Origin of the sequence: Rhodobacter viridis, from assembly GCF_003217355.1 — a bacterium.
Lineage (GTDB): Bacteria > Pseudomonadota > Alphaproteobacteria > Rhodobacterales > Rhodobacteraceae > Rhodobacter > Rhodobacter viridis.
On sequence record NZ_QJTK01000002.1, the window covers coordinates 94,154 to 118,492 of the forward strand.

The 24,339-nt window shown below is 65.6% G+C and carries 22 protein-coding genes; 10 read left to right on the top strand and 12 right to left on the bottom strand.

Annotation, left to right across the window (positions count from 1 at the left end; all coding sequences use genetic code 11):
• Nucleotides 1-37 precede the first annotated feature (37 nt).
• Complete coding sequence (locus C8J30_RS03715; protein ID WP_110804391.1) at nt 38-673, top strand: ribonuclease HII; 636 nt, start codon at nt 38-40, stop codon at nt 671-673.
• A gap of 122 nt (nt 674-795) precedes the next feature.
• Entirely contained in the window at nt 796-1,899 is a 1,104-nt protein-coding gene (locus tag C8J30_RS03720) for a site-specific DNA-methyltransferase (protein ID WP_110804699.1), read from the top strand.
• Between the two features lie 211 nt (nt 1,900-2,110).
• Here C8J30_RS03720 and C8J30_RS03725 read toward each other — a convergent pair whose 3' ends face one another.
• The 4 genes from C8J30_RS03725 to C8J30_RS03740 are packed head-to-tail and all read right to left on the bottom strand — an operon-like array spanning nt 2,111 to nt 4,405.
• Nucleotides 2,111-2,551 (bottom strand): MarR family winged helix-turn-helix transcriptional regulator, encoded by a 441-nt coding sequence (locus C8J30_RS03725; protein WP_110804392.1) that lies wholly within the window; start codon nt 2,549-2,551, stop codon nt 2,111-2,113.
• The gene (locus C8J30_RS03730) at nt 2,548-3,378 is read right to left on the bottom strand and encodes a carbon-nitrogen hydrolase family protein (RefSeq protein ID WP_110804393.1); all 831 of its coding nucleotides are present in this window, start codon (nt 3,376-3,378) and stop codon (nt 2,548-2,550) included. The genes C8J30_RS03725 and C8J30_RS03730 overlap by 4 nt, the downstream gene beginning before the upstream one ends.
• On the bottom strand, nt 3,378-3,635 hold the full coding sequence (gene grxC / locus C8J30_RS03735; protein WP_110804394.1) for a glutaredoxin 3: 258 nt from the start codon (nt 3,633-3,635) through the stop codon (nt 3,378-3,380). The genes C8J30_RS03730 and grxC overlap by 1 nt, the downstream gene beginning before the upstream one ends.
• Before the next feature lie 32 nt (nt 3,636-3,667).
• A complete protein-coding gene (locus tag C8J30_RS03740; RefSeq protein ID WP_110804395.1) occupies nt 3,668-4,405 on the bottom strand; it encodes a ComF family protein in 738 nt (245 codons plus the stop codon).
• Between the two features lie 34 nt (nt 4,406-4,439).
• Here C8J30_RS03740 and C8J30_RS03745 point away from each other — a divergent pair, with 34 nt between their 5' ends.
• Both C8J30_RS03745 and hemH read left to right on the top strand, forming a co-directional pair.
• Nucleotides 4,440-5,255 carry a methyltransferase domain-containing protein gene (locus tag C8J30_RS03745; protein WP_110804396.1) on the top strand — a complete coding sequence of 272 codons (816 nt, stop codon included), beginning with the start codon at nt 4,440-4,442 and terminating at the stop codon, nt 5,253-5,255.
• A 97-nt stretch (nt 5,256-5,352) separates the two neighbouring features.
• Nucleotides 5,353-6,408: a ferrochelatase gene (gene hemH, locus C8J30_RS03750; protein WP_110804397.1), complete on the top strand. Its 1,056-nt coding sequence runs from the start codon at nt 5,353-5,355 to the stop codon at nt 6,406-6,408.
• Nucleotides 6,409-6,474: 66 nt separating this feature from the next.
• On the opposite strand, the gene C8J30_RS03755 is transcribed toward hemH, so the two are convergent.
• Nucleotides 6,475-7,086 (bottom strand): L,D-transpeptidase, encoded by a 612-nt coding sequence (locus C8J30_RS03755; protein WP_110804398.1) that lies wholly within the window; start codon nt 7,084-7,086, stop codon nt 6,475-6,477.
• A 162-nt stretch (nt 7,087-7,248) separates the two neighbouring features.
• On the opposite strand from C8J30_RS03755, the gene C8J30_RS03760 reads away from it, so the two are divergent.
• A complete protein-coding gene (locus C8J30_RS03760; protein ID WP_110804399.1) occupies nt 7,249-7,758 on the top strand; it encodes a CAP domain-containing protein in 510 nt (169 codons plus the stop codon).
• A gap of 65 nt (nt 7,759-7,823) precedes the next feature.
• On the opposite strand, the gene C8J30_RS03765 is transcribed toward C8J30_RS03760, so the two are convergent.
• The 6 genes from C8J30_RS03765 to hslO all read right to left on the bottom strand — a co-directional run bounded on the left by C8J30_RS03765 (nt 7,824) and on the right by hslO (nt 14,332).
• A complete protein-coding gene (locus tag C8J30_RS03765) occupies nt 7,824-8,327 on the bottom strand; it encodes a L,D-transpeptidase family protein (RefSeq protein ID WP_110804400.1) in 504 nt (167 codons plus the stop codon).
• An 82-nt stretch (nt 8,328-8,409) separates the two neighbouring features.
• Nucleotides 8,410-9,633: a class I SAM-dependent RNA methyltransferase gene (locus tag C8J30_RS03770; RefSeq protein ID WP_110804401.1), complete on the bottom strand. Its 1,224-nt coding sequence runs from the start codon at nt 9,631-9,633 to the stop codon at nt 8,410-8,412.
• Between the two features lie 50 nt (nt 9,634-9,683).
• Nucleotides 9,684-11,531 carry an ABC transporter ATP-binding protein gene (locus tag C8J30_RS03775; protein WP_110804402.1) on the bottom strand — a complete coding sequence of 616 codons (1,848 nt, stop codon included), beginning with the start codon at nt 11,529-11,531 and terminating at the stop codon, nt 9,684-9,686.
• 50 nt (nt 11,532-11,581) lie between these two features.
• Nucleotides 11,582-12,736: a CCA tRNA nucleotidyltransferase gene (locus C8J30_RS03780; protein ID WP_110804403.1), complete on the bottom strand. Its 1,155-nt coding sequence runs from the start codon at nt 12,734-12,736 to the stop codon at nt 11,582-11,584.
• Nucleotides 12,733-13,326, bottom strand: a complete 594-nt coding sequence (locus C8J30_RS03785; protein WP_110804404.1) for a CoA pyrophosphatase — start codon at nt 13,324-13,326, stop codon at nt 12,733-12,735. The genes C8J30_RS03780 and C8J30_RS03785 overlap by 4 nt, the downstream gene beginning before the upstream one ends.
• Nucleotides 13,319-14,332, bottom strand: coding sequence for an Hsp33 family molecular chaperone HslO (gene hslO / locus C8J30_RS03790; RefSeq protein WP_110804405.1), 1,014 nt, complete (start codon nt 14,330-14,332; stop codon nt 13,319-13,321). Before hslO ends, C8J30_RS03785 begins: the two co-directional genes overlap by 8 nt.
• Before the next feature lie 93 nt (nt 14,333-14,425).
• Here hslO and C8J30_RS03795 point away from each other — a divergent pair, with 93 nt between their 5' ends.
• The 5 genes from C8J30_RS03795 to C8J30_RS03815 all read left to right on the top strand — a co-directional run bounded on the left by C8J30_RS03795 (nt 14,426) and on the right by C8J30_RS03815 (nt 22,944).
• A complete protein-coding gene (locus tag C8J30_RS03795) occupies nt 14,426-14,869 on the top strand; it encodes an NUDIX hydrolase (RefSeq protein ID WP_110804406.1) in 444 nt (147 codons plus the stop codon).
• A 193-nt stretch (nt 14,870-15,062) separates the two neighbouring features.
• Nucleotides 15,063-18,155, top strand: a complete 3,093-nt coding sequence (locus C8J30_RS03800) for an Ig-like domain-containing protein (protein WP_181420763.1) — start codon at nt 15,063-15,065, stop codon at nt 18,153-18,155.
• Between the two features lie 10 nt (nt 18,156-18,165).
• Nucleotides 18,166-19,506 (top strand): TolC family protein, encoded by a 1,341-nt coding sequence (locus tag C8J30_RS03805; RefSeq protein WP_110804408.1) that lies wholly within the window; start codon nt 18,166-18,168, stop codon nt 19,504-19,506.
• A gap of 85 nt (nt 19,507-19,591) precedes the next feature.
• Nucleotides 19,592-21,775 carry an ATP-binding cassette domain-containing protein gene (locus C8J30_RS03810; RefSeq protein ID WP_245909699.1) on the top strand — a complete coding sequence of 728 codons (2,184 nt, stop codon included), beginning with the start codon at nt 19,592-19,594 and terminating at the stop codon, nt 21,773-21,775.
• Nucleotides 21,772-22,944 (top strand): HlyD family type I secretion periplasmic adaptor subunit, encoded by a 1,173-nt coding sequence (locus tag C8J30_RS03815; protein ID WP_110804410.1) that lies wholly within the window; start codon nt 21,772-21,774, stop codon nt 22,942-22,944. The genes C8J30_RS03810 and C8J30_RS03815 overlap by 4 nt, the downstream gene beginning before the upstream one ends.
• Here C8J30_RS03815 and C8J30_RS03820 read toward each other — a convergent pair.
• Nucleotides 22,941-24,248, bottom strand: coding sequence for a PP2C family protein-serine/threonine phosphatase (locus C8J30_RS03820; RefSeq protein WP_245909700.1), 1,308 nt, complete (start codon nt 24,246-24,248; stop codon nt 22,941-22,943). The genes C8J30_RS03815 and C8J30_RS03820 overlap by 4 nt on opposite strands.
• Nucleotides 24,249-24,339: the final 91 nt, after the last annotated feature.

The following is a 24,339-nucleotide window of genomic DNA, read 5'->3' on the forward strand; positions in this document are numbered from 1 at the left end:
CATTGCCAGCGTCGGCAACAGGCGGCACACCGGGCGCATGAGCAGCACCCCTGACAGCAGTTTCGAACTGGCCGCCCTCGCCCGCGGCTTCACCCGCATCGCCGGCGTCGACGAGGTCGGCCGTGGACCGCTGTGCGGCCCGGTCACCGCGGCCGCCGTCGTGCTCGACCTCTCCCGCATTCCGGTGGGGCTGAACGATTCGAAGAAACTCTCCGCCAAGCGCCGCGCCGAGCTTGTGGCCGAGATCACCGCCACGGCCGAGATCTCGGTCGCCCATGCCAGCGTCGAAGAGATCGACGCGCTCAACATCCTGCAGGCCAGCCATCTGGCGATGATCCGCGCCATCGAGGGGCTGACGGTGCCGCCCGACCATGTGCTGATCGACGGCAACCGGATGCCGAAAGCGCTCGCGATCAGCGCCGAGACGATCGTGAAGGGCGATGCGCGCTCGGTTTCGATCGCCGCCGCCTCGATCGTGGCCAAGGAAGTGCGCGATGCGCTGATGGTGGATTTGGCGCAACAATTCCCCGGCTACGGCTGGGAGAGGAACGCAGGCTACCCGACCAAGGACCATCTGCAGGCGCTTCTAGATTTTGGGGTCACCCCCGTTCATAGGCGTTCGTTCCGCCCCGTGCACAACATCTTGTGCCAAGACATTTCTCTAACCCGTTGATTCAAAAAAGAAATTGACGGCGAATCGTGTTTGACTCATGTTTGGCACCATAGACCGGCACAAGCTGGCGACCGATGGGCAGCTCTGGTGGGCAAGACCCGAACGGGCAGAATGAGGCAGATATGACCAAATCCGAGACGCGGAAGCCGCAGGCGGCGCTTCCGCTCAATGAAATTCTTGCAGGCGACTGCATCGAGGTGATGAACGGCTTGCCCGAGGCAAGCGTCGATCTGATCTTTGCGGACCCGCCCTACAACCTGCAATTGCGCGGCGATCTGCATCGCCCCGACAATTCCAAGGTCGATGCGGTGGATGACGCCTGGGACCAGTTCGGCAGCTTCGATCACTACGACAGCTTCACCCGCGACTGGCTGGCGGCGGCGAAACGCATCCTGAAGCCCAATGGGGCGATCTGGGTGATCGGGTCCTATCACAACGTCTTTCGTCTGGGCGCCGAGTTGCAAAACCAGGGCTTCTGGATTTTGAACGACGTGGTCTGGCGCAAGTCGAACCCGATGCCGAACTTCCGCGGCAAGCGGCTGACCAACGCCCATGAAACGCTGATCTGGGCGTCGAAAGGCGAGGGCGCCAAATACACCTTCAATTACGAGGCGCTGAAAGCGCTGAACGAGGGCATCCAGATGCGCTCGGACTGGGTGCTGCCGATCTGCACCGGCAATGAGCGGCTGAAGGACGATGCGGGCGACAAGGCACATCCGACGCAAAAGCCCGAAAGCCTGCTGCACCGGATCATTCTGGGCACGACCAATGCGGGCGATGTGGTGCTGGACCCGTTCTTCGGCACCGGCACGACGGGCGCGGTGGCGAAGATGCTCGGCCGCGACTTCATCGGCATCGAACGCGAGGAAGCCTATCGCGAGGCCGCCCGCAAGCGCATCGAGAAGGTGCGCAAATTCGACCGCGAGGCGCTGGAGATCACCGGCTCGAAACGCGCCGAGCCGCGCATCCCCTTTGGCCAGCTGGTCGAACGCGGCATGCTGCGCCCGGGCGAGGAACTGTATTCGATCGGCAATCGCTTCAAGGCGAAGGTCCGCGCCGATGGCACGCTGGTCGGCAATGACGTGAAGGGCTCGATCCATCAGGTCGGCGCCCATCTCGAAGGCGCGCCCAGCTGCAACGGCTGGACCTACTGGCACTTCAAGCGCGACGGCAAGATGGTGCCGATCGACCTGCTGCGCCAGCAAATCCGCGCCGAGATGAACTGACCCAATTCAAGGTTACCGCCGGTGTCTGGACGATGGTCCAAGGCACGACCTTGCCCCGCCGTTTGCTCGGCGGGGCCTTTTTGATTTGAAGGAGGCGTATTTGAGCCAAGAAAAAGGGCGTATTTGAGCCAAGAAGAAACCCCTTCGCTTCTTCTTGGCGCAAATACGCTCGGGGGGTGCGGGGGGCGGAAAGCCCCCCGATTCCGCGGCTTCAGCTTTCCTCGAGCCGCAGCCGCAATTCGCGCAGGACCGGCAAGGCGGCGCGGACTTTCTCGGCGCCGATGTCGCGCACGATATCGGCAATCACCGGCATGAAGGAGGTCAGCGCGGCATCCCGCGCCTGCCGCCCGGCGGGTGAGATCGCCACGAACTTGCGCCGCGCGTCATCCCAGTCGGGGCGGATATGCACATGCCCGGCCCAGACCAGTTTCGACAGCGTGTTGGTCATCGCGCCGCGGGTGACGTGGAAGGTCGCGGCCAGCTGCGCGGGGGTGCGTTCCTCGGCGATATGAGCCAGATGATTCAGCACCGAGAAATGCGAGATTTCCATCCCCTTCGGCAGCGCCCGGCTGACCACGTTGCGCGCCAGTTGATCGGCCATGAAGACCTCGGCGAAGAGCGCGGCGGCAAGCGGGTCGGTCGGATCGCTCATGGCCCGTCAAACCCGCGGTCATGGGTGATCGAGGGCACGCGGGCGCGGGCCTCGGCGACGCGGGCGAGGTCGAGATCAACAAACGTCACCCCGGGCTCGGTGCCACCATCGGCCAGCACCTCGCCCCAAGGCGCGACGGCGAGGCTGTGACCATGCGTTCGTCGCGGCTTTCCGGCGTGGGCGGCATGGGTGCCGCATTGCGCGGGGGCGAGCACGAAACAGGTATTTTCGATTGCGCGCGCGCGGATCAGGCTTTCCCAATGCGCCGCGCCCGTGGTGTCATTGAAGGCCGCGGGCAGGGTCAGGACATTGGCTCCGGCCTGCGAGAGCCGACGGAAGAGCTGCGGAAACCGCAGGTCGTAGCAGATCGCCATGCCCAGTTTCGCAAAGCCCGCATCGGCCAGAACGGCGCTTGTGCCGGGGCGGTAGGCCTCGGATTCGCGATAGCGTTCGGTCGGGCTCACATCGACATCGAACATGTGGATCTTGTCATACCGCGCCACGATCTGCCCCGCCGGACCGATCAGGAAGGAGCGGTTGGCAAATCGGCCATCCGCATCATGGGTCTTCAGCCCGAGCGAGCCGATCAGCAGCCAGAGGCCCAGACGCTCGGCCTCGGCCCGCAGCGCGGCCAAGGTCGCATCGTCTTCCTCATGCGCCAGCACCGCGCGCTGATGCGCCCGGTCCGAGGACAGCAGATTGGTGCATTCCGGGGTCAGCACGAAGCCCGCGCCGCCCGCCGCGGCCTGCCGGATGAACTCGACTGTCACCGGCAGGTTCGCGGCCGGATCCTCGCTCACCGACAGCTGGACCAGAGCGGCGCGCATCAGTCTGCCAGCATCGGGTCAAGCTTGCCCGCGGCGTCGAGCGCATGGATGTCGTCGCAGCCGCCGACATGCACGCCGCCGATGAAGATCTGCGGCACGGTATGACGGCCGTTTGCCCGCTCGCGCATCGCCACCCGCAGCGCCGGATCGGCGCCGACATCGGTCTCCTCGAAGGCGACGCCCTTGGTGGTCAAAAGCTCCTTGGCGGCGAGGCAATAGGGGCAAGTGCGGGTGGTGTAGATTTCGACGCGTTTCATGGGGGCTCCTTGTTGGCCCCAACGTAAGGTTTTCAGCCGTCGCGCGCAACGCGGGCCAGCACCGCGACCGAGACCTTGGACGCACCCGCCGCCAAGGCCGCCTCGGCCGTGGCTTCAAGGGTCGAGCCAGAGGTCAGCACGTCGTCGATCAGCAGCAGGTGTTTGCCCTTGATCCGGTCGAGATGCTTGGGCGTCACCGCGATGGCGCCTTCCAGATTGGTCCTCCGCTCGCCCCGGGTCATCCCCTCCATCGCCGCCGTCGGCCGGGTGCGCACGAAGAGATCGGGCACGCAGGCCAGACCGCGTTCGCGCGCCAGCCCCTGCGCCAGCATCGCGGATTGGTTGAACTTGCGCCGCACCAGACGCAGCCGATGCAAGGGCACCGGCGCCACCAGCATCTTCGGCCGCAGGATCGGCTCGGCCGCGCGGGCCAGCATCAGCGCCAGCGGCGGCACCAGATCGAGCCGGTCGGCATGTTTCAACTGCAGCACCAGCTTGCGCCCGGTCCCCGCATAAAGAAACGCCGCCCGCCCCCGCGCCCAGGGCCGCGGGCTTGCAAGACAGTCGTCGCACAGCACCGTCCCCGCCTCGTCGCCCGGCAACGGCAGGCCGCAGCAATCGCAGACCGCGCCGGAAATGAAACTGGTCTCGCGCCAGCACGGGCCACACAGGCCGTAATCGGTGCTGACCGCCGCGCCGCAGCAGATGCAGCGCGGCGGAAATACCGTATGCAGCGCCATGCGCAGGGCGGACCGCACGGCATCTGGCATCTGCGGGCGAACCGCCCTATCTTTCGTCCTGACCATGACACACTCTCCACGACTGACCGACCGCACCGCCCTGACGCGTCACCGTGCCCGCGCCCGATCGCTTGGGCCGGAGCTTTTCCTGCACGAAGACGCCGCCATCGAACTGCAGGAGAGACTGAACGAGGTTAACAGATCGTTTACATCTCCGGCTGTGGTGACGAATTTTTCACAACCTTGGGCGGAAATTCTGCCGGGGGCGAAAGTCGTCGCGGACGAGGATCTGCTCGACCTTGCCCCCGAGGCGCATGATCTGATCGTGCATGCGATGTGCCTGCACTGGGCCGATGATCCGGTGGGGCAGATCGTGCAATGCGCCCGGGCGTTGCGGCCCGACGGGCTCTTTATCGCGGTGCTGTTCGGGGGACAGACGCTGTCCGAACTGCGCGCGGTTCTGGCCGAGGCCGAGGTCGAGGTGACCGGCGGCCTGTCGCCGCGGGTGCTGCCGATGGGCGAGATCCGCGATCTGGGGGCGCTTTTGCAACGCGCGGGGCTGGCGCTGCCGGTCGCCGACAGCGTGCTGCGCCGGGTCAGCTATGGCGATCCGATGAAGCTGCTGCGCGATCTGCGGGCGATGGGCGAGACGAATGCGCTGATCGAGCGACGGCGCAGCTTCACCTCGCGCGCGGTGCTGATGCAGGCGCTCTCGCGCTATGTCGCCCATTTCGCCGATGCCGAGGGACGGGTGCGCGCGAGCTTCGACATGGTCTGGCTGACCGGCTGGAAACCGCATGAAAGTCAACAAAAACCGCTGCGACCGGGATCGGCTGCCTGTTCCTTGACCGATGTTCTGGGCAAAACGCCGCAGGCGTGACGGGTCGCAATCATTGCGCAAGGATATTGTGAAGCTTTTCATTGACCCCAAATGAAAAAGCTATACCTCCGGGACCGGACAGCCAGCAGGACGAGTCATGACGATCGCCAACCGCATCCTTCCGCACGCCCCCGCCGACCACCCGTCGGTGCCGGTTCCGCGTGTCGGCGTGCTGCTTGCGAACCTCGGAACGCCTGACTCCACCGACTACTGGTCGATGCGGCGCTATCTGAACGAGTTCCTCTCGGACAAGCGGGTGATCGACTATCCGACCTGGAAATGGCAGCCGCTTTTGCAGCTGATCATCCTGTCGAAACGCCCCTTCACCTCGGGCAACAACTACCGCACGATCTGGAACGAAGAGCGTGACGAAAGCCCGCTGATGACGATCACCCGCGATCAGGTGCGCAAGCTGCGCGGCGCGATCGATACGCGCTATGGCGCGGGCAATGTGGTGGTCGATTTCTGCATGCGCTACGGCAACCCCTCGACCCGCGACGTGCTGGATGACATGCTGGCACAGGGCTGCGAGCGCATCCTGTTCCTGCCGCTCTATCCGCAATATGCGGGGGCCACCTCGGCCACGGCGAACGACCAGTTCTTCCGCGCGCTGATGGGGGTGAAGCGCCAGCCCGCTGCCCGCACCGCGCCCGAATATTTCGCAAGGCCCAGCTATATCGAGGCTTTGGCCAGCTCGGTCGAGCGGGTCTATGCGACGCTCGAAAAACGCCCTGATGTGCTGGTGGCCTCCTATCACGGGATGCCGAAGCGCTATCATCGCGAGGGCGACCCCTATCATTGCCAATGCCAGAAGACCTCGCGGCTCTTGCGCGAGCGGCTGGGCTGGGGGCCGGATTCGATCGACACCACCTTCCAGTCGGTCTTCGGCACCGAGGAATGGCTGCGCCCCTATACGGTCGAGCATGTCGTGCAGCTGGCCGAAGCGGGCAAGAAGAGCATCGCGGTGATTTCGCCCGCCTTTTCGGCCGATTGCATCGAGACGCTCGAGGAAATCAACGGCGAGATCCGCGAGGCCTTCGAACATGCGGGGGGCGAAAGCTTCACCTATGTGCCCTGCCTCAATGACGACGACCTGCATATCGCGGCGCTGCTCGAGGTGGTCGAGGAAAATCTGGCGGGATGGATCGACTGATCCGCCGATCCTCGCGCATGAAAAAGGGGGCCGCTGGCCCCCTTCGTTTTGGCGATCGCGCCGGTCTCAGATCAGCACGACCTGCGTGCCGACCTGCGCCAGTTCGTAAAGCTCTTCGACATGCTGGTTAAAGAGACCGATGCAGCCGTTCGACGACTTGCGGCCGATCTTGCGCGTGTCGTGGGTGCCGTGGATGCGGTAATATTGCCAGCTCAGATACATCGCGCGGGTGCCGAGCGGATTGTCCGGACCGGCATCGACGAAATCCGGCCAGTCGGGGTTGCGCTGCTTCATCGAGGGCGTGGGCGACCAGGTCGGGTTCTTCACCTTGCGGATGATCTCGGTGCGGCCGCGCCGCGTCAGGTCATCCGACACCGGCACCGAGGTCGGATAGAGCTTGTAGACCGACTGATCCTCGGACCAGAAATGCAGCGCCCGCGAGATCGTGTCGACCAGGATGATGCCGTTCTTGGTGTTGCTGAAATACGGCTTCCAGTCGAGCTCGCGGAAGCTCGAGATGTTGCGCCGCATGTTGGTGTTGGCGCTTTCTTCGTGCTGCTCGAGGCCGGTATCGGGCAGGGCCTGGGCAAGCACCGCGGGTGCAGCCAGCGAAACACCGGCAAATGCGGCGGTGCCGAGGAAGGAACGGCGATCGAGCATCTTGCGCGCATCCGACATGGGTGAACTCCGTAGGGCGGGAAACTATTCAGGGCGCTTCCATAATGCCGCTGCGCTGCATGTGCAAATCAAACCGACGTCATTGTGACGTTTCACGCAACTGTGGGTTTGCGCCGCAGAGCGGAGCAGTGTAAGGGACCGCTCAAACCCCGGGGGAATACCATGATCCGCGCAACCGCCCTGCTCATTGCGGCAAGTCTTGCTCTTTTCGGCTGCACCACGTCCGGCGAACAGATCGGGCCGGATGGCAAGCCGCTGCCGAAAATGTACCGTATCTCCAAGGGGGACGCGAAAGAGATCCCGGTGCGCGTGCTCGAGGCCGTCAACACGCTGCGCTCTGCCCGCGGCACCGCCCCCTTGGCGCTGAACCCCTCGCTGAATTCCGCGGCCGAGCGTCACTCGCGCGACATGGCCGACCAGAACCGGCCGTGGCACTGGGGCTCGGACGGGTCTTCGCCGATCCAGCGCGTGCAGCGCGCGGGCTTCATGGGCCAGTTCCTGGGCGAGAACATCTCCGAGACCTACGAGACCGAGACCGAGACGCTGTCCGCCTGGATGGCGCTGGCCGACACGCGCGACGTGATCCTGAACCCGGCGGCGACGCAGATGGGCTTTTCCTGGTATCAGGAACCCTCGGGCAAGATCTGGTGGACGATGGTCACCGGCCAGTAACTCCGGCACCGCCCGATACGAAAAAGGCCCCCGCGGGGGCCTTTTGCATGTCCGGGTCACCCGGATCAGGGGAAGATGAAGATCGGCGTGCCATTCGGCACCATCGAGAAGATCTGCTCGATCTCGGCGTCCTTCACGGCGATGCAACCCGCCGTCCAGTCGCCGCGGGTGCCGCGATACCGGCGCCCCTGGCCGTGGATCATGATGTCGCCGCCGGGCTTGCGGCCGTGCGCCTCGGCAAAGGCCACGTCTTCGGCGTTCGGATAGGACACCCGCAGCGACAGGTGATAGGCCGAATTCGGATTGTGCATCGAGATGTAGTAAAGCCCCTCGGGCGTCTTGCCGTCGCCCTCGAAGTGCTTCTTGCCGACCGGATTGCCGCCGAGCGCGATCTTGTATTTCGCGACGATCTCCTCGCCCGAGAACAGGAACATCTTGCGCTTGCGCTTGAAGACCTGGATCTGCGTGACGGGCGGGCCGGAGTAATGCCGGAATTTCGCGGAATCGCCGCCGCAAGCGGCCAGAAGAGTGAGGCTCGAAAGCCCCAGAAGAAGCGTGCGACGGTTCATGACGTGCCTGTGTGCTGCCGGTATCGTGTTGGTATTATGGTTGCGCCCAGCTTAGCAGAAAGATCGGCCGGGCGCGATGGCCTTACGTCCGCCGAAAGCGTGCCGCAAGCTCGATATGCGCGGAATAGCGGAACTGATCGACCACGATTGCGTGGGTCAGTTCAAAGCCCGCCTGCACCAGCCGCTCGGCATCGCGGGCAAAGGTCACCGGGTTACAGGAGACATAGGTCAGGTTGCGCAGCTTTGACGCCGCAATCTCGGCCACCTGCGCCTCGGCCCCGGCCCGCGGCGGGTCGATCACCACGGCGTCGAAGCGGTCAATCTCGTCGGGCAGAAGCGGGCGGCGGAACAGATCGCGGGCCTCATGGGTGAGCCGCTTCAGCCCCTGCGCAGTGCGCCAGCCCTTGTCGAGCGCCATCAGCATCGCCGCTTCGCTTTCGACGGCATGAACCTCGGCCGTGGCGGCGAGCGGCAGGGCAAAGGTGCCGCAACCGGCGAAGAGATCAGCGACCTTCGCCGCGCCTTCGGTGGCCTTGCGCACGAAATCGACCAGGGCGGCCTCGCCCGCGGCGGTGGCCTGCAGGAAGGCCCCGGGCGGCGGGTTGACCCGCGCCGCGCCAAAGCTTTGCAGCGCCGGACGGCGGGCGGCGACCGTGTCGGCATCCCAGCTGAGGCGGGCGAAATCATGCCGTTCGGCCAGCCCCGCGAGGGTCTGAAACAGCGCGGGGTCCATCTCCTTGCCGCCCTTGGCCGCGATTTCCAGCCCGGCTTCCGAGAGCGTGACCGCAAAGGAGATCTCGCCCTTGCGCGAGGAACCCGCCGCGGTCATCTCGTGCAGCGCGGGCAGAACGGCAAGCAATTCCGGCCGCAGGATCCGGCAGTTCGGCACCTCGACCACCGTATCCGAGGCGCGAGCATGAAAGCCGACCAGCGTGCCCTTTTTCGTGCGCCGCCCGGAAAAGGTGGCGCGACGACGCGAAAACTCGGGCGAGGTTTCGACGCGGTCGATCTTGACCGCAATGCCGCGCCCGGCGAGCGCGGTTTCCACCACCTGCGCCTTCCAGCCCGCCACGAAACTGTCCGAGGCATGTTGAAGCAGACAGCCCCCGCAGGCGCGATACTGCGGACAGGGCGCCTTGATCCGCTCGGGCGAGGGGGTGACGATCGACGGCGCCGCAATGCGCCCGTTTTCGACCGTGCCCTCGACCACCTCGCCCGGCAGCGCCATCGCCACATGCACGGTGCCTTCGGGCCCGTGGGCGACGCCATCGGCAAGCAGGGAGAGACGGTCGATGGTGAATGACATGGGCGGGCTCCTTTGCGCCCGCTTAGCCGATGGGGCCGCGCCCGCCAAGCCTATTGCGCGGCTTCGATGCCGAGCATCTCCTCGGCCTCTTCCTCGTCGGTGCCCAGGAAGCCCCCCGACTGCCGGTTCCAGTAGCGCGCATAAAGCCCGTTCTGCGCCAAGAGTTCGGCATGGCTGCCTTCCTCGACGATGCGCCCCTGATCCAGCACGACGATCCGGTCCATTTCCGCGATGGTGGAAAGCCGGTGCGCGATGGCCAGAACCGTCTTGCCCTCCATCACCCGGCGAAGCGCCTTCTGGATCGCGGCCTCCACCTCGCTGTCCAGCGCCGAGGTGGCCTCGTCCAGCACCAGAATGGGGGCGTTCTTCAGGAAGGCCCGAGCCAAGGCGATGCGCTGCCGTTGCCCGCCGGAAAGCTTCACCCCGCGCTCGCCCAGCGCCGCATCATAGCCGGTCTTGCCGGTGTGATCGACCAGCCCAAGGATGAACTCATGCGCCTCGGCGGCCTGCGCCGCGGCAATCATCTCGGCATCGCTCGCGTCGGGGCGACCATAAAGAATGTTCTCCCGCGCCGAGCGGTTGAACATCGCGGTTTCCTGCGTGACCATCCCGATGTTGCGGCGCAGGCTTTCCTGCGTGACTTCGCGCAGGTCGACGCCATCGATCGTCACCGCGCCTTTTTCGGTGTCATAGAGCCTGAGCAACAGCGAGACGAGCGTCGATTTCCCCGCCCCGGAGGCGCCGACAATACCGATGCGTTCGCCCGGCTTGATCGCCAGATCCACCCCGTCGATACCGCCCTTTTCGCGGCCATAGGCAAAGCTGACGGCCTCGAACCGGACCTCGCCCTTGACCCGGCCCAGCACCTGCGCGCCCGGCGCGTCGGTGATCGCATGGGCGGGTGTGAGGGTGCGCATGCCATCCTCGACCTCGCCGACGTTCGACCAGAGCGCCATCAGCGATTGCGACACCCAGCCCGACATCTGCGCGATCCGCATCGCGACGGCGCCCGCGGCGGCGATGTCGCCCGGCGTCGCGGCGCCCTTGCGCCACATCAGCATCGCGCCGCCCACGAGCAGGATCGGCAACAGGCCCGAAAAGGTGATCTGGCTCAGCCGATACCAGGTGGTGGTGACGCCGAAGCGCTTGGTGGCGGTGCGGAACCCCTCCATCGCGCCCAAGGCCACACGGTCTTCGTGATCGGCATGGGCGAAGAGCTTCACCGTCTTGATGTTGGTGATCGTGTCGACGACCTGCCCCGTCACCATCGCGCGGGCCGAGGCGCGGGCCTTCGACCGCCCCCGGACATGGGGCAGGAAGGCGCGGATCAAAGCCAAGTAGAACACCAGCCACAGCGCCAGCGACAGCGCGCCCCAGCCGTCGATCCCGGCCAGAAGCACCACCGAGCCGATGATCGAGGCGAGCGCGAAGAAGACCGTGCCGATGATTTCGGACACCACATCGGTCACCGCGCGGGCGGTCTGCATCTGCTTTTGCGCGATACGGCCGGCGAAATCATTGTCGAAGAAGGTGACCGAATGGCCCATCGTCCAGCGATGCAGCCGCGACAGGACCTGCGGCATGACATTGGGCGCCACCAGCATGTTCGTCGTCCAGGTGGAGAGGCCAAAGGCCCCCGGCCGGATCACCAGATAGAAGACGACAAAGGCGAAGAGCAGCCACAGATGCTGCCCCGCATAGGTCGCCGGATCGGCGCTGACGACGCTGTCGATGACCAGCCCCAGAAGCCAGGCGGCCCCCACCTCCATCGAGCCTGCCAGCGACGAGGCAAGGGCGGCAATCCAGACAGCGGGCCAGGCGCCCTTCAGGCACCAGCGCAGAAACGGGGTCAGTCGCGAGGGGGGCGGTCCCTCGGCAGGCAGGAAGGCGTCAATCATCGGAGGTCCTTTCGCCCTCAAATATAGCGGGCGACGGCGAAAGGGAAAGCTCAGCCGTCCTCGGCAAGCAGCGCCTCACGCGAAAGCGAGAAGCCCGAGGCGATCCAGCGCGCCTCCAGTTCTTTCAGCTTCGCACCAAGGGCCGGGCCCTGATAAGTGGCCATCAGGTCGGACGCGGTGACCGGGAAGCGCTGCGCGGCGCCGAATGCGACCCTGTTCAGGCTCAATTCGGGGATGTCCTGCCCCAGAGAGGCGCCGCGGATCAAAAGCGCATCGCGGGCGATCTCGGCCCCGTAACGATAGCCAAGTTCAGCGTCGGACCCCGGATCGGCCAAAGCGTCCCGCAAGCGTTCGAGCCGCCTTGCCTCGGCTTTCGACAGGCGCAGCTGCGACGCCACATCGGCACCGCCCAGAACCGCCAGACGGCGGATCGGATCGGGCGGAAGATCCCCGTCCAGATGCACGAGCGGCGCCAGAAACTGCGCCTCGGCCCCCGGCAGGACCTGCATGAGCACACCGCTCGCCTGCATCGCGCAGACGGCGGGCGCGGGATCGGGGGCAGCGAGAAGCTTGCGCATCTCATGGCCGATGCGTTCGCGCGAAAGCGTCTCTATTCCAGCAGAAAACGCGGCGCAGGCAGCCAGACCTTCGGCATCCATCCCCTGTTCGGGATCGCCGTACCAGGCGGTAAAACGGAAGAAACGCAGGATGCGCAGGTAATCCTCGGTGATGCGCTGCGCCGGGTCGCCGACAAAGCGCAGCCTTCGCGCCGCCAGATCGGCCAGCCCCTCACCCAGCGGGTCAAGGACCGTGCCATCGGCCGTCGCGTAAAGCGCGTTCATGGTGAAATCGCGCCGCGCGGCGTCGTCGTGGATATCGGTCGAAAAGGCGACCGTCGCATGACGGCCGAAGGTCTCGACATCGCGGCGGAAGGTGGTGACCTCGTGGCCGACATGATCGGCAACGACGGTCACCGTGCCATGATCGATGCCCGTCGGCACCGGCTTCAGCCCGGCGGCTTTCGCCAGTTCGATCACCCGCTCGGGCGGGGCATCGGTGGCGATGTCGATATCGGCAACAGGCTGAAACAGAGCCGCATTGCGCACGCAGCCGCCGACCAGCAGCGCCTGATACCCGCCGCCCGCGAGCATCGCCAGGACCTTCTGCACATGGCCCGCCGAAAGCCAGTCGCCCGCGATCTTCATCGGCCCATCCGGTCGCACAGCGCCCGCAGCATCCGCGCGGTGGCGCCCCAGATGTAATAGGGGCCGAAGGGCGCAACATAGTAGTGTCGCATCCGGCCGCGCCAGCGGCGGCTTTCGACCCGGAACCGGCGTGACGCAAGATGCGCGAAGGGCACGGTGAAGACCTCGTCCACTTCGGAGGGGTCGGGGCGTGGGGTGAAGGGCGCGACGAGCCGCGCCAGAACCGGGGTGACCAGAAAGCCGGTCACGGTTTCATGCGGCTCGAGAACACCCAGAATTTCGACGTTTTCCCGCGGCAGGCCGATTTCTTCTTCCGCCTCGCGCAGCGCCGCAGCGACCGGGCCATCATCGGCGGGATCGACCTTGCCGCCCGGAAAGGCGATCTGCCCCGGATGGTGGCGCAGATGCGAGGCGCGCTTGGTCAAATACAGCTGCAACCCCGCGGGCGTCTCCTCGAAGACGATCAGAACGCCCGCGGGCCGCAGCACGCGCCCCGCGGGCAAGTCTGTTTCCGGGTTCAGGTCATAATCCGACGAGGGCCGCCCCGGCCGCGCCAAAGCGGCAAGAAGGGGCGTGAAACCCTCAGCCATCCGCGGCTTCTTTCGGACTGCCATCGGCGTTCTTCTGCGCTTCGAAGCCCAGCGTCAGCGGGTCGAAGACGTAATGGGCGCCACAGAACTGGCAATCGGCGGTCACGGTGTTGTCCGCCGTCGTCATGTGCCGGATGTCGCGCGCCGAATAGATCGAGAGGCTGGTGCGGACCCGATCTTCCGAACAGGTGCAGCCGAACCGCACCGGCGTCGGATCATAGACCCGCGGCACTTCCTCGTTGAAGAGCCGCACCAGCAGGTTCGTCAGCCCGACCGACGGGCCGATCAGCTCCATCGTCTCGACCGTGTCGAGCAGCACATTGGCGCGGGTCCAGTTCTCGTCCTCGGCCCCGGCCAGAATGTCGGCGTGGCGCAGCAGCCCGCCCTCGCCCGAGCCTTCGCGGGCAGCGATGGGCGAGGACGGCATCATCTGCAGCATCACCCCGCCGGCCCGCCAGCGCTCGGCCTGACCCGCCTCGGTCGAGCGGCCATAGGCGAGCTGGAACCGCGTCGGCAGCTGTTCGGACTGGGCAAAATAGGTTTCGGCACAGGCCGAAAGCGAGCCACCGGCGAGCGGCGTCATGGCTTGATAGGGCAGCATGCCTTCGCCCTGGTCGATCAGCACGGCCAGATACCCTTCGCCAATCTGGCTGAAGGCATCGGCGCTTTCATCGAGCCGCTCCGGATCGAAACTCGCCCAGGCGCGGATGCGGCCGGAGGCACCTTCTTCGGTGGGCGCGTAATAGTCGGTGGCCAGGATGCGGATCGGCCCCTTGCCGCGGACCTGCAGCGAGAGCTTCCAGCGCAGCTTCATCGTCTGCCCGATCAGCGCCGTCAGCAGGGCAATTTCCGCCACCAGCCCCTCGACGATGGCCGGATAGTCGTGCTGGCGCAGCACGTCTTCCAGCACGCCATCAAGGCGGGCGATGCGGCCGCGCACATCCGAGCGGTCGAGTTGGAACGGCAGGACGGTATCGTCCCATGCGATTTGCGAAAGCGGTGTCATCTGGTTCCCGGGGGTTTTCGAGCAGCCCTTGGGCTGGCATACCGTGCCTATATAGGCGGGGCAACCGGTTCCCCCAACAGAGGATGTGCGAAAATGCGGCGGTTTGGCGAACGGGTGGTCTCGGGGCAGCGCTACAGGCAGCGGCCGGGGGCCTATGCGGTGCTGGTGCAGGGCAACAGGTTCCTGCTGACGCATCAGGCCGAGCCGAAGCCCGAGTTCCAGCTGCCCGGCGGTGGCATCGACCCCGGCGAAGGGCCGCTGACCGCCCTGAACCGCGAGGTTTACGAGGAGACCGGCTGGTCGATCACCGGGCATCGGCGGTTGGGGGCCTATCGGCGCTTCACCTATATGCCGGAATACAATATTTGGGCCGAAAAGATCTGCCACGTCTATATTGCGCGTCCGGCGCTGCGATTGGGGCCGCCGACCGAAGCCGGACATGTCGCGCATTGGATGTCCGGAGGCGAGGCTCTGGCCGCGCTCGCCAACTCCGGCGACAGGCACTTCCTCGCCAAAGTCCTACAAAATATAGGTTAATTGGCGTGCGCGCCCTGCATCACTTGGTCGCCTCAACTCCCAATTGTTTCCGCGTTAATAATTATTACTAGCCTTTGTGCCCAATTTGGGGTATTCGGCCTTCAAGAGTTGTCAGCCGGTCGCAAGAGCCGGGCCATGTTCGAGGCGGAGCAGTATAATGGTGAAGTCAGTCGACTTTGTCGTCCGTGATTCTATGGGCGGTATTTCTCGGGGCTCTGTGGCCGGTGATGGCGCGAGCGATTTCATTCAGGTGGGAACCGGCGACGAGATTTCGCTGAACCTGAACAAGACCAGCATCCTGAAATACATGCGGGACGGCGACGATCTGGAGATCGTTCTGGTCGATGGTCGCACGATCACGCTGTCGGGCTTCTACCCGGCGCATGGAGAGCTTTGCATCTCCTCGAACGGCGAGCTGACCCCGGTGACGGTGGATGCGGGCGGCGACGGCGTGATCTATGCCGATTACGGCACCCCGGAAGTGATGGGCAAATGGAGCCCGAACGAGCAGCTTGCCTTCCTGGATGGCGACGAGATCATCGGCCCGGCGGGCGATGACACGACCGGTATGGCGGCCTTTGCCCCGGCCGCGCTGGCGCTTGGCCCGCTGGGCTGGGCCGCGGCGGGTCTGGCCGGTCTCGGCCTCGTTGGCAGCGATAGCGGCGGCGGCTCGACCGACCCGACGGATACCACCAACCCGACGGATGTGACTGACCCGACCGACGTCACCGACCCGACGGATGTGACCGACCCGACCGACGTCACTGATCCGACGGACACGACCGACCCGACCGACGTCACCGACCCGACGGACACGACCGACCCGACCGACGTCACCGATCCGACCGACGTCACCGACCCGACCGACGTCACCGATCCGACCGACGTGACTGACCCGACCGACGTCACCGATCCGACCGACGTGACTGACCCGACCGACGTCACCGATCCGACGGACGTGACTGACCCGACCGACGTCACCGATCCGACCGACGTCACCGATCCGACCGACGTCACCGATCCGACCGACGTCACCGATCCGACGGACGTCACCGATCCGACGGACGTGACTGACCCGACGGACGTCACCGATCCGACGGATGTGACCGACCCGACCGACGTCACCGATCCGACGGATGTGACTGACCCGACCGACGTCACCGATCCGACGGATGTGACTGACCCGACCGACGTCACCGATCCGACGGACACGACCGACCCGACAGTGCCGACCGATCCCACCGACCCGACGCATCCGACGCCAACCGTCGATGAGCGCGATCATGCGACGCTGACCACCAACACCGAGGCCGAGGCGACCGTCTCTGGCACCGGCGAGGCGGGCTCGACCGTGGTCGTGACGCTTGGCGGCGAGACCATGACCGTGACCGTCGGCACCGAAGGCACCTGGGAGGTGAGCTTCTCCGGCTCGACCTTCCCGGCAGATGGCGATTATTCGGCAAGCGTCGTCGTGACGGCGCCCGATGGCACCGTCTACAACCTCGACGGCCCAGACTACCTGATCGACATGACCCGCCCCGAGGTCGAGATCACCGGGGGCGCGCAATCAACCGGCGATGTCGAGAATGCATCCGAATATGCTGACGGCATCACCATCGGCGGCACCAGCGAGGCGGGGGCGAGCATCGCCGTCACCATCGCGGGCCATCAGCAGACCACGACCGTTGCCACGGATGGCAGCTGGAGCGTGACCTTCCCGACGAGCGATCTGCCGAACGGGGAATATACCCAGGGCATGACGGTCACCGCGACCGACATCCATGGCAACGTCACCACGATCACCGACACGCTGGTGGTCGATACCGAAACCAGCGTCAGCGTCGACTCCAACCTGTCCGGTGGCGACGATCTGGTGAATGCGGCCGAACGCGCCGCGGGCAATCTGGTGCTCAGCGGCACGGCCGAGGCGGGCGCCTCGGTGGTGGTCGACTTCGGCACCGGCAGCCGCACCGTGACCGCCGATGCGAGCGGGCGCTGGAGCGCCGCGTTCTCCTCGAGTGAATATGCCGCGGGCACCTACTCCGCAACGGCCACGGTCACCGCGACCGACCTTGCGGGCAACACCGCGACGACGACGCACATGATCGACGTCGACACCGAGGTGTCGCCGCTCTCGCACTGGACCGACACCCCCGGCACCGATGGCGTGGTGAATGCCGCCGAGGCCTCGGGCGGGCTGGTGATCGAGGGCATCGTCGAGGCGGGCTCAACCGTCACCGTGCAGCTGGCCTCGGGCCGGATCGTCACCGCTGCGGTGAATTCGGATGGCACCTGGTCGGCGACGGTTCCGGCCGCGGACATTCCGACGAGCGAAACCAACAACGTGCAGCTGACGGTGAATGCCACCGACCCCTATGGCAACACCGCGACGCAGACGAGCCTGATCGACATCGACCCGGTGGTGCGCAACTTCACCGCGGCCAATTCGGTGACGAGCGACAATGTGGTGAACCATGCCGAGGCGCAAGCGGGCTTCGCGATCACCGGCACGGTCGAAGCGGGCTCGACGGTCACCGTGACGCTCGAGAATGGCGCGACGCAGACGGTCTCGGCCAATGGCGACGGCACCTGGTCGGCGGTCTTCACGACCTCGGACCTGCCGGGCGGCTCGGGCTCGATGGACTACACCGCCGTGGCCACCGATGCGGCGCAGAACACTGCGACGACCTCTGGCAGCTTCGATTACGACCTCGTGGCCCCGGATGCACCGCAGATCGGCGACGTGACGAACAACGGCAACGGCACCCGCGGTCTTTATGCCGATGTCAGCGAGGGCGATCACTATGTGATCAACACCATCGATGCCGACGGCACCGTGACCCTGCTGCGCGACAGCGAACCGACGATCACCGCCAGCGATGACGAGTACTACTCGTTCAACCGCGTGCCGGATGGCCAGTTCCTGGTGGTCAGCGACGGCGATACCGCGGGCAACGAGGCCTCGACGCTGCTTGTCGTGAACCCGAACGGCACCGTGACGATGGATCTGAACAATGACGGGCTGAGCCAGTTCGACTTCGCCTCGATCGACCTGCACCATGCCTCGGTGAACCTGACGATCACGGCCGATCAGTTGCAATCGCTGACCGGTGGCGACAATGATCTGATCGTCGCCGGCGACGCCAACGACCACATCATCGCGACCGGCGCGACCGATACGGGCGAAACCGCGTCGATCAACGGGCACACCTTCAGCATCTACACGCTGGGCGACGAGGGCAGCCGTCTGCTGATCGATGACTCGATCACCAACGTGACGATCTGACGGTGCCCCCATGACCCGGAAAAGCAGCTTCGCGCCGCTTCTCCGGGCCTCCACCGTGGCCCGGATGTCGGCGGCGGCACTGATAGCGACGGGACTGAGCGGCTGTATGGAGGGGACCCCCTTCCCCTCGGGGCGCTCGGCCTTCTCTCCTGCGACGGCCAGTCTGGTGGCGGGCAAGCCCGGCACCACCGCCGAAACCTCGGCGATCATCGCCGATCTGTCGGGCCGGGTGTCTGTCCTTCCCGCCTCCGGCCCCTATGCGCAGGTGGCTGATGCGGTGCTGCGCGATGCCAAGGGCACGGCCAAGGCCGAGCTGCGCGTGGCGCGGCTGACGGCGCAGGCGAAATCGAAGAACTGGCTGCCGCAGATCGGCCCGAGCCTCAGCCTGACGCGATTGGGCGATCTGGCGGCGGAGCTTCTGATCAGCCAGACGCTGTGGGACAATGGCGCCAAGCGAGCCGAGCGCGAAGCGGCGGCGGCCGATGTCGAAGTCGCGGCGGTTTCGCTGTCGACCGAGATGAACGACACCGTCGCCGAGGGTCTGAAGGCCTATGTGAATGCGCTGAAGGCGCGCGAGCAGGCCGAAGTGGCCGATCGCTCGGTGGCGAAGCTGAATGACTTCAACGAGATCATGAAGATCCGCGTCGAAGGCGGGCTGTCGGACGGGACCGAGGCCCGGGTGCTGTCGCAAAAGCTGTCCGAGATGCAGGCGACGGCGCAGGCCGACCGGGATACGGCGCAGGCGGCGATGACGCAATTGGGTTCGATGACCTCGGCGCCGCTCGACGGGCTTGTCGGGATGAGCGACCTGGCCCTGCCCGAGCCCCTGCCCGGGTCGCTGGCCGTGTCGAAATCGCGCGCCGAGGCCGAGCGCGCAGAAGCCGAGGCGCAAATCTCGCGCGCGGGGAACCTGCCGAAGATCGGCGCCGAGGCGAGCGTCGGAACGGACGCGCCGGATGTCGGGCTGACGGTCGGCATCGACCAGATGTTGGGCTTCGGGACCAAGGCGCAACTGGAGGCCGTGGCGGCGACGCGGGAAGCGGCGGCGGCCCGGGTGGCGCGGACCGAGCAATCGGACACGCAGGACATCGCGGCGCTGCGCGCCAAGATCGCAGCGCTGGAAGCCAAGGAAGCCCGCGACGGCGCCGTGGTGGCCGAAACCGGCGCCGGGCTCGAGATGTTCACCGAGCAATACAAGATGGGTCGGCGGACCCTGATGGATCTCGTGAGCCTGTATGAAAGCTATGCCCAGATGGCCCATGCGCAGGCCGGTCTGAAATATGACATCGCGCTGATAAAGCTGGAAATTGCCCGCAAACACGGGATATTGGTGGACGGGGGTACCATCTGAGGCGGTGTAGGGGGTTTTGGCGGCAGACCGGGTCATAGCTTTCGATTTGAATGCGGCCCGTGTCAGCGGGGCGTCCGAAGGCGTTTTGCCCAAAGCTGTGCCGGCCTCTGCCACTGCGCCCAAGGCCCCGAAACGGGCGCGGGCCCGGGCGGAACTGGCCTCGGCCTATGCCGGGCTTCTGGGCGCACAGGTGCCCGCCGCCGATATCCTTGAACAGATGCTGCTGGCCGTGGGCGAGGCCACCGCCGCCGTCACCGGGGGCGACGCGAGCGAAGTCCAGCCCGAGCACATCGCGGCCGTGCTGCGCGTCGCGGGGATGACCGCCGCGGTCGAGACGATCGACCGTCTCTCGCCCGGGCAATGGCCCGCGCTGGCGCAGATGACCTCGGGCCAGCTTGTTCTGGTGATCAAGCAGGAAGCCGACCTGCTCTTCGTCTACGACAAGACCTGCCCGGATCAGCGCGCCGAAGTGCCGCTGGCCGAATTTGCGCCGTTCTTTTCGGGCAAGATCATCCGCGCCCGCACCAGCCTGCGCCAGCTTGAACAGCGGCACGCCCCCGACAGCACGCCCGAGCACTGGTTCTGGGGCGCCTTCAAGGCCCAGCGCCGCGCCTTTGTCGAGGTCGCGCTCGGCTCGCTCTTTGCCAATATCCTCGCCGTCGCGGTGTCGATGTTCTCGATGCAGGTCTATGACCGCGTCATCCCGCACAAATCCGAGGCGACGCTCTGGGTGCTGGCGCTGGGCGCCCTGCTGGCGCTGATCTTCGAAATGGCGCTGAAACTCGCCCGCTCGGGGCTGATGGATCTGGCCGGGCGCAAGATCGAACTGACGGTGCAAAGCCTGCTGATGGACCGGCTTCTGGGAATGAAGGCGGTCCCCGGACGCCGCTCGCCCAGCCAGCTGTTTTCCGCGATGCGGGAATTTTCCTCGGTGCGGGAGTTCTTCACCGCCTCGACCATCGGCACGATCGCCGACATCCCCTTCATCTTCATCTTCCTGGCCCTTGTCGCCTCGATCGGCGGCAATCTGGTCTGGGTGCTGGTCGCGGGCGCCATCCTGATGGTGGTTCCCGGCTTCCTGATGCAGGGCAAGATGATGAAGATCACGCAATCGACGCAAGGAGCGTCCGCCCGGGCGGCGAAGCTTCTGCACGAGGCGATCTACGAGCACGAGACCGTCTCGACCCAGCGGGGCGCGGATCGGTTCAAGCGGGTCTGGGAAGAGCTGACGACGCTCGCCGCGGTGAAATCCTCGGAAAGCCGCAAGCTGTCGTCGGCGCTGACCTACTGGGCGCAGATGGTGCAGCAGGCGACCTATGTGACCGCGGTGATGGTCGGCGCCTACATGGTCTTCAACGGTGATCTCACCGTCGGCGCGATCATCGCCATCGGGCTTCTCACCTCGCGCACGCTGGCGCCGCTGACGCAGCTGGCGGGCACGCTCTCACGCTGGGCGAATGTGAAATCGGCGCTGACGGGGCTCGACGAGATTGCCGGGGCCGATCAGGTGCAGGCAACCAGCCGCAGCTATCTGCGCGCCGAGCGGATCGAGGGCGAATACGAGCTGCGCGGGCTCGAGTTCAAATATGATCCCGACGGATCCGCCACGGTCGACATTTCCGCGCTGCGGATTCCGCCCGGGCAAAGGGTGGCGATCCTTGGTGCGAACGGCTCGGGCAAGTCGACGCTGCTGAAGCTTCTGGCCGGGATCTACGAGCCCTCGGGCGGGCGGGTGCTTCTGGATGGCGTCGATCTGGGCCAGCTGCATCCGCGCGATCTGCGCCGGGCGGTGGGGTATCTGTCGCAGGACGTGCGGCTCTTTTCCGGCACCTTGCGCGACAACCTGAACCTGACCCAGCTGGAGCGCGACGAAGACCGGCTTTACCGCGCGCTTGATTTCGCCGGGCTTGGCCCCTTCCTGCGCACCCATCCCAAGGGTCTCGATCTGGAGATCCGCGACGGCGGCGAGGGGCTTTCGGTCGGGCAACGCCAGTCGATCGGCTGGGCGCGGCTCTGGTTGCAGGACCCCTCGGTGGTGATCCTTGATGAGCCGACGGCGGCGCTGGACACGACGCTGGAAACCACGCTGGTCAGTCGGCTGGAAACATGGCTTGAGGGCCGCACCGCGATCATCGCCACGCACCGGGTGCCGATCCTCGCCCTGACGGCGCGGACGCTGATCCTGCAAAGCGGCCGGATGGCGGTCGACGGGCCGCGCGATGCCGTGCTGGCGCATCTGACCAAGGCGAAAACCGGGGGTCCGAAATGAGCACCGTCGACGCTTCGGCGGTGAACACGGCCGCGCGGCGGATGAGCTGGACGATCTGGCTGATCGGCCTTGCCATCGCGACCTTCCTTGTCTGGGCGGCCTTCGCCTCGGTCGATCAGATCGTGCGCGGCCCGGGGGAGATCGTGTCCTCGTCGAAACCGCAGATCATCCAGAACCTCGAAGGCGGGATTCTGGCGGAGCTGAATGTGTCCGAGGGCGACGAGGTCTCACCCGGGACGATGCTCGGCAAGCTGCACGAGACCTCCTACAAGACGCAGGTGGATGATCTGCAATCGCAGATCGCGGCGCTGGAAATCCGCAAGCTGCGGCTTGAGGCCGAGATGAACGGGGAAGACGATTTCGAACCGAGCCTCGATCAGGAGGATCTGGTGCCCGAGATCGTGACCTCGGAACGGGCGCTGCTGCGGGCGCGGCTGAGCGACATTTCTTCGCGCAGGGACGGGGCGAAGGCGATCCTGAAACAGGCCAAGGCCGAGCGGGACATGCTGGAAGCGATGTATGAAAAGGACGTCGCCCCGCTGATCGAGGTGACGAAGGCGCGCAAGGCCTATTCCGATGCCGAGGCGCAGCTGAACGACGTCACCACCAAGGCGGAACTGGACCGCGCCTCGGATTATTCCGAGACGCTGGAAAAGCTCGGCACGCTGCGGCAACAGCTGAAACTGGCCGAGGATCAGCTGGAGCGCACGACCCTGACCTCGCCGATGCACGGGATCGTCAACAAGCTGTCGGTGACGACGATCGGCGGCGTCGTGCGGCCGGGCGAGGAGATCATGGAGATCATCCCGCTCGACGAGGAGCTGTTCATCGACGCCCGGATCGCGCCCAAGGACATCGCCAACGTCAAGCTCGGGCAGGATGCGACGATCAAGCTCTCGGCCTATGATTACACGATCTTCGGCAGCCTGCAGGGGGCGGTGCATTTCGTCTCGGCCGACACTTTCAAGGAAGAGCAGAAGCCCGATGCCGAACCCTATTACAAGGTGACGCTGCGGGTCGATCTGGCGCATATGACCGAGCGGCAGCGCAGTCTGGAAATCCGCCCGGGGATGCAGGCGACGGTCGAACTGCACACTGGGCAGAAGACCGTGCTGCAATATCTGCTGAAGCCGCTCTACAAGTCGCGCGAAGCCCTGCGGGAGCCTTAACCGACGTTTTCCTTGGCGCCGTCGAATTCGAACAGCACCGCCGAGACGTCATCGGACAGGTTCTCCGAGGTCATGCGCTGCAACTCCCAGTAAAGCGCATCGAGGAACGCCGGGCCGCGCAGCAGGTGAAGCCGCTTGAGCAGCATCGCGAGCCCCTCTTCCCCGATCTGCGGACGCCGCGGCGGTTCCGCTTCGGTGATGCCGTCCGAGCCAAGGAAAAGCCGGTCGCCGGGGGCAAGCTTGGTGGTCACCGTCTCGTATTGCGCGCCCTCGATCAACCCGACGGGCAGACCGCCATCGCCCAGAAACTCGACCGAGCCATCGGCGCGCAGCACCGCCGGATGCGGATGGCCCGCCTGCACCAGCGCCACCTTGCCCGAGATCAGGTCCACATCGGCATAGATCAGGGTGAAATAGCTGTCGGTCTGCATTTCCTCGAGCACGAGCGTGTTCAGATAGGCCGCCAGATCGGCCGGATCGCGGCCGTCGTAAAAGCCGAATTCGGTCTGGATCAGCGCAATGTTCTGTTCGGGCGAGGTGCCCGACAGATAGCCCGCGAGCCGCGCCGTCATCAGCGCCGAGGTGATGCCATGCCCCGACACGTCGATGCCGTAAAGCCCGATGCGGCGAATGTTGATCGGGAAGAACCCCACCAGATCGCCGCCGACATGGCCCGAGGGCCGCAGCGTCAGCGAGACCTGCGCATTGCCGAAGCTGCGAAAGCGTTCCTTGACCAGACTTTGCTGCAGCTTGCAGGCCTCGACCAGATCGCGGTCGATCGAATCGTAGAGCGTCTGCAACTCGCCCAGCGCCGAGGAGAGCTGACGGTTCTTCTCCTTCATCGCATGTTCCATCGTCAGGATGCGCTCGCCCGCCGTCAGCCGGGCCCGCAGCTCGTCGCCGTTCACCGGCTTGGCGAGAAAATCGTCGGCACCGCTTTGCAGCCCCTCGGCAACGTCGTTCTTTTCCGTCTTCGAGGTGAGAAGGATGAAATAGCCATAGCCCTCGCGCGGCATCGCCCGGAACTTGTGGCAAAATTCGATCCCGGACATGCCGGGCATCATCCAGTCGGAGAGCACGAAATCGGGTTCGATCTGGGTGCAGATTTCCAGCGCCTCTTCCGCCGTGCCCGCCTCCAGCACTTCGTAGCCCGACCGCGACAGCTGCGCGGACAGGATACGACGCTGCATCTTGCTGTCATCCACGACCAGCACACGACGCAACGCGGCGCCGGTCTGGGAAACGGGGGTCGGGTCTTGACGGTCGGAAATCGGATCGGTCACGGGCTCACCGGAACTATGCATGGCGCACTTTCCGCGATCGACCTTAAGAACAGGTGAATCATCGTAATCCTGCCAAGGGTTAAGCCTTCCGCAATGAATGGGCCGTAGCCTC

Bases quoted from the DNA above. Each gene is read 5' to 3' on its own strand.
- C8J30_RS03715 (WP_110804391.1), top strand. From the start codon at position 38: ATGAGCAGCACCCCTGACAGCAGTTTCGAACTGGCCGCCCTCGCCCGC.
- C8J30_RS03720 (WP_110804699.1), top strand. From the start codon at position 796: ATGACCAAATCCGAGACGCGGAAGCCGCAGGCGGCGCTTCCGCTCAAT.
- C8J30_RS03725 (WP_110804392.1), bottom strand. From the start codon at position 2,551: ATGAGCGATCCGACCGACCCGCTTGCCGCCGCGCTCTTCGCCGAGGTC.
- C8J30_RS03730 (WP_110804393.1), bottom strand. From the start codon at position 3,378: ATGCGCGCCGCTCTGGTCCAGCTGTCGGTGAGCGAGGATCCGGCCGCG.
- grxC (WP_110804394.1), bottom strand. From the start codon at position 3,635: ATGAAACGCGTCGAAATCTACACCACCCGCACTTGCCCCTATTGCCTC.
- C8J30_RS03740 (WP_110804395.1), bottom strand. From the start codon at position 4,405: ATGCCAGATGCCGTGCGGTCCGCCCTGCGCATGGCGCTGCATACGGTA.
- C8J30_RS03745 (WP_110804396.1), top strand. From the start codon at position 4,440: ATGACACACTCTCCACGACTGACCGACCGCACCGCCCTGACGCGTCAC.
- hemH (WP_110804397.1), top strand. From the start codon at position 5,353: ATGACGATCGCCAACCGCATCCTTCCGCACGCCCCCGCCGACCACCCG.
- C8J30_RS03755 (WP_110804398.1), bottom strand. From the start codon at position 7,086: ATGTCGGATGCGCGCAAGATGCTCGATCGCCGTTCCTTCCTCGGCACC.
- C8J30_RS03760 (WP_110804399.1), top strand. From the start codon at position 7,249: ATGATCCGCGCAACCGCCCTGCTCATTGCGGCAAGTCTTGCTCTTTTC.
- C8J30_RS03765 (WP_110804400.1), bottom strand. From the start codon at position 8,327: ATGAACCGTCGCACGCTTCTTCTGGGGCTTTCGAGCCTCACTCTTCTG.
- C8J30_RS03770 (WP_110804401.1), bottom strand. From the start codon at position 9,633: ATGTCATTCACCATCGACCGTCTCTCCCTGCTTGCCGATGGCGTCGCC.
- C8J30_RS03775 (WP_110804402.1), bottom strand. From the start codon at position 11,531: ATGATTGACGCCTTCCTGCCTGCCGAGGGACCGCCCCCCTCGCGACTG.
- C8J30_RS03780 (WP_110804403.1), bottom strand. From the start codon at position 12,736: ATGAAGATCGCGGGCGACTGGCTTTCGGCGGGCCATGTGCAGAAGGTC.
- C8J30_RS03785 (WP_110804404.1), bottom strand. From the start codon at position 13,326: ATGGCTGAGGGTTTCACGCCCCTTCTTGCCGCTTTGGCGCGGCCGGGG.
- hslO (WP_110804405.1), bottom strand. From the start codon at position 14,332: ATGACACCGCTTTCGCAAATCGCATGGGACGATACCGTCCTGCCGTTC.
- C8J30_RS03795 (WP_110804406.1), top strand. From the start codon at position 14,426: ATGCGGCGGTTTGGCGAACGGGTGGTCTCGGGGCAGCGCTACAGGCAG.
- C8J30_RS03800 (WP_181420763.1), top strand. From the start codon at position 15,063: ATGGGCGGTATTTCTCGGGGCTCTGTGGCCGGTGATGGCGCGAGCGAT.
- C8J30_RS03805 (WP_110804408.1), top strand. From the start codon at position 18,166: ATGACCCGGAAAAGCAGCTTCGCGCCGCTTCTCCGGGCCTCCACCGTG.
- C8J30_RS03815 (WP_110804410.1), top strand. From the start codon at position 21,772: ATGAGCACCGTCGACGCTTCGGCGGTGAACACGGCCGCGCGGCGGATG.
- C8J30_RS03820 (WP_245909700.1), bottom strand. From the start codon at position 24,248: ATGCATAGTTCCGGTGAGCCCGTGACCGATCCGATTTCCGACCGTCAA.